We start from the raw sequence: 4,100 nt of genomic DNA, 5'->3' as shown, positions 1-4,100 counted from the left end.
GGCGCACACCCCCGCCCCTATACCCCTCCACAAGCTCAGTATGACAGGTGCCTACTTCAATTCCACCAGCCGCCGAATAGCCGGCAGCAGCACCAGTTCCGTCTGGCCGGCCGGCTTGTTCAGCGCGTCAAGTTGCTTGATTGCCTCGGCTTGCCACTCGGCATCAGGTTGCTGCTGCTTCTCCAGCAGCGCCAGCCGCTCTAGGCCCAGGGCGGCGGCGGCACTTAATGCGGCCGAGAGTGGGGCGTACTCGGTGAGGGTGGGGGAGGACGCCAGCAGCGGAATCAGGAGGGAGTGGTTAGCCTGCCAGGTTTGCAGTTGCTGGCGCATGGTCACGGCATTGCGGCGGCTGGCACTCATGGCAAACACCGACCCGCGGGCCTGAGCCGTACTCATGGCCTCCATCAGCGAATCAACGCGGCAGTTGAAGTTGCGGGCCACGTCCGATTCGGCGGGGGCGGCATCGACGAGGCGGTTGAGCGGCGTGCTGGGCGTGTAGGTGAAACCCTGGAAGTGGCGTTTGTACTCCTTCACCGGCTCCAGGACCTGCGTCAGCGTGCGCAACGGGACTACGTCGGTGGGGCCGGCCAGTTGGCGTAGCAACTGCTCGGGGGCGCTCCGGTGCTGCAAACCCAGGCCCTCCAACTGCCGCGATACGACGGCCAGGCGGCGGTACATATCGGGCGTGCTGGTTACCTCGCGGGCCGACCACAACCGCTCGGCCACGGCGGCGGCGCGAGGCCAGATGCGTGAGTCGATGATGACGCTGTCGGCAAACTCGCTCCACATGGTGGCCTCGCCGCCCATGATGAGGCGTTGCTGGGTTACGCTGAGCGGGTTGTCGACGGGCAGCGGGTCGGTGCCGTAGGCGTTGGAGGCCGACAGGTAGAGGTCGAGGTAGTAGCCATTGGACAGGATGGCGCGGTTGCCGGCTTTGGCGGCATCATACAGGCCTTTTTTGCCCCGCCAGCTCTGGATAACGGCATTTTTGGGCAGGCCGGGGCCTAGAATTTCGTCCCAGCCCACCATCTGCTTGTTGTATTTGGTAAGCATGGTGAGCACCCGGCGGTTAAAGTAGGTCTGCAGCGCGTGCTTGTCGAGCGTTTTGCCGTCCGACTTCAGCATCTTTTTAGCCTTCGCAAACGCCATAATGCGCGGGTTGCCCCGCCACTGCCGCCCGTCGTTTTCGTCGCCCCCGATGTGGAAGTAGGGGTCGGGAAACAGGGCCGTCATTTCGCCAAATAGCGTGTCGAGCAGCTCGTAGGTGGTTTCCTTGGTCGGGTCCATGGCTACGTTGGCGAGGCGCCAGCTCTGGTACACGGTTTTATACAGCGTGTCGCCGGAGGCCAGCTGCGGGTAGGCGGACTGCCAGGCGATGGTGTGGCCGGGCACATCGAACTCGGGCAGCACCCGGATGCCACGGGCAGCGGCGTAGCGCAGTACCTCGCGCACCTGGGCGTGAGTGTAGTACTGGCCGCTTACTTGGTGCAGGCGGGGCAGCGTTTTGCTTTCCACCCGAAATCCCTGGTCGTCGGAAAGGTGCCAGTGCAGCACGTTGAGCTTGGTGGCCGCCATAGCATCGAGGTTGCGCTTGATGACGGAAACGGGCATGAAGTGCCGGGCCGCATCAATCAGCAGCCCCCGCCAAGCAAAGCGCGGCTGGTCCTGAATGTCCACTTCGGGCAGCACCACATTGCGACCGACCACTTGGGGTAGCTGCTCCAGTGTAGCCAAGGCCCGCAGTACGCCTAGGCTGGTGGGCGCATCGATGGTAACACCGGAGGGCGTAACGCGCAGGCTGTAGCGCTCCTCATCGAACAGTTCGGGCCGACCTATTTTGCCGTAGCTTATTTGCAGCGGTAGGGTATTGGCCGACTGGTTTTTAACCGGCGCGTTCAGCCCCAGCCGGTTTAGCGTGCGGGTTACGGCGGCAGAGGTAATCGAATCGGGGTTGCCCTGAAATAGCGGCCGCAGGGTGGTTTTCGGCTTCAGCGTAGTCGTGCCCCAGCGTACCGAGGTGGGCACGGGCAGCAGATTTCGGGTATCGGTGGGGGCGGCAGGCTGGGCCAGCACAACGGAGCTAGCCAGCAGGAGCAGGGCCGGCAGCAGGGCCAAAAACCGGCGCGACAGGGCGGGCAGGGAAAGCATAAGCAGAGTGTAAAGGGGCAATAGGAGGAATGGCAAGGTACGCACGCGTGCCCAACGCCAACGATGCCGTACCGGTCGGCTGCCTTTCGGCGCTAAGCGGCCGCCAGCGTCTCCGCAACCACCCGGCCAATTCTTTTCCGGGTCGTACTTTCAGGCCATGAAATCTGCTTCCTGGTGGGCCTGGATTATGTGCGTGGCCCTGATTTTGGGGGTAGCCTGGTGGTACTACCCACCGCCCCAGCCCAATAAGTCGCGGGTTTTGCAGTGGGATGCGGCCGGCTACTACCTCTACCTGCCGGCCATTTTCGTGCATCACGACCTGCGCGACCTCAACTTCCGCCACCAGCTCGTGCGCGATTACGCGCCCTCGGGCTCCGGCTTCGACGCGGCTTTTGCGCACCCCAGCGGCCACATGGTGCTCAAGTACCCCGCCGGCCTGGCCCTGCAGGAACTGCCGTTTTTTCTGGTTGCCCACGCCCTGGCCGCGCCGCTGGGCTACGCTCCCGATGGCTATTCTGAACCCTATCAGCTGGCCATGAAGCTGGCAGCCCTGTTGGTGGCCGTGCTAAGTTTGTGGCTGCTGCGCCGGGCGTTGCTGCCGCGCTTCGGCGAGTGGGCCACGGCCGGCACCCTCCTGATTCTGGTGCTGGGCACCAACTACCTCAACTATAGCGCCGGCCAGGGCTCCCTCACGCACAACTGGCTGTTTGGCTGGTACACGGCCCTACTGCTGCTCACGCCCGCCTACTACGCCCGCCCCACGGCGGGCCGGGCGGCGGCCATCGGGGCCATCATCGGCCTGATGACGCTCACGCGGCCCACCGAGCTGCTGGCCGTGCTGCTGCCGTTGCTGTGGGGGCTGCACTGGTCGAGGGGCGTATTGCGCGAAAGGCTGGTTTTTTGGCGTCAGCACGCCGGTCATCTGCTGCTGGCTGCGGCCCTCGGGGCGGTGGTGGTTAGCATTCAGCCCTTATACTGGTACTACGCCAGCGGCGAGTGGGTGGTGTACAGCTACCAGGAGCAGGGATTTAGCTGGCTGAAACCGCACCTGTTCGACGGCATTTTCAGCTTCCGCAGTGGCTGGCTGATGTACTCGCCGCTGCTCATTACGGCACTGGTGGGCTTCGGGCCGCTGCGGCGGCAGCAGCCGGCGGCGTTCTGGCCCATGCTGGTGTTTATGGTGCTGTTCGTGTACGTAGCCTTCGCTTGGGATGAGTGGACCTATGGCGGCGGCCTGGGCCAGCGGGCCATGGTGCAGACCTACGCCGTGTTGGCCTGGCCCCTGGCGGCGGCCCTGCGCTGGCTGCTGGCCCGGCCGATGTGGGCCGCCCTCTACGGCGTGCTGGCTGTGCTGGGCTGCGCTTATGGTTTCTGGCTCACACAAATGGCCCTGCCCGGGGGCCTGCTGGCGGCCGGCGACATGACGCGCACCTACCTCTGGCGCATCTTGTTCCGCTACCAGGTACCGCCCGAAACCCGGCTGCTGCTCGACAGCAACTCCGAGTTTACCGGCACGCCCCGCAACCTGCGCATACTCTGGCAGCAGGATTTCGAGCAGCAGCCCAATGCCTCCTGCGGTACCCCGGCGCTGGCGGGCAACTGCTCGCTACAATTAGATGCGGCCCACCCCAGCAGCCCCGAATACCGCCTGCCCGTCCGGCCCGGCAGCTTCACTTGGCTCCGCGCCTCGGCCCTGGCCAGCGCGCCCGATTACGAGTGGGATGTTGGCCGCATGACGCAGTACGTGGTACGGTTCTGGGACGGTTCCACCATAGTAAAAGAGCGCACTGTGCGCCTGCAACGGGCGCTGGAGCCCAACTGGCCCCGCACGCTAAGCTTTACTGTCCGCCCCCCAAGCCAGCCCTTCGACCACCTCTCCATCGTGTTCCTCTATTACGGCACCACCACCAACCTACGGCTGGACAACGCCAAACTGGAGGTATTCAACTAAA

General features: G+C 64.5%; 2 protein-coding genes. One reads left to right on the top strand and one right to left on the bottom strand.

What is annotated here, in order from left to right:
- Positions 1 to 51: 51 nt before the first annotated feature.
- Complete coding sequence (locus HW556_RS18010) at positions 52 to 2,148, bottom strand: beta-N-acetylhexosaminidase (RefSeq protein ID WP_176901509.1); 2,097 nt, start codon at positions 2,146 to 2,148, stop codon at positions 52 to 54.
- 157 nt (positions 2,149 to 2,305) lie between these two features.
- On the opposite strand from HW556_RS18010, the gene HW556_RS18005 reads away from it, so the two are divergent.
- Complete coding sequence (locus HW556_RS18005; RefSeq protein WP_176901508.1) at positions 2,306 to 4,099, top strand: hypothetical protein; 1,794 nt, start codon at positions 2,306 to 2,308, stop codon at positions 4,097 to 4,099.
- Position 4,100: the final 1 nt, after the last annotated feature.

This window comes from Hymenobacter terrestris, from assembly GCF_013377905.1.
Taxonomy (GTDB): Bacteria; Bacteroidota; Bacteroidia; order Cytophagales; family Hymenobacteraceae; genus Hymenobacter; species Hymenobacter terrestris.
Note: the sequence above shows the minus strand (reverse complement) of the source record. Positions and strands in the feature narration are given on the sequence as shown.

Coding starts and splice junctions, on each gene's coding strand:
- HW556_RS18010 (WP_176901509.1), bottom strand. CDS start 2,148: ATGCTTTCCCTGCCCGCCCTGTCGCGCCGGTTTTTGGCCCTGCTGCCG.
- HW556_RS18005 (WP_176901508.1), top strand. CDS start 2,306: ATGAAATCTGCTTCCTGGTGGGCCTGGATTATGTGCGTGGCCCTGATT.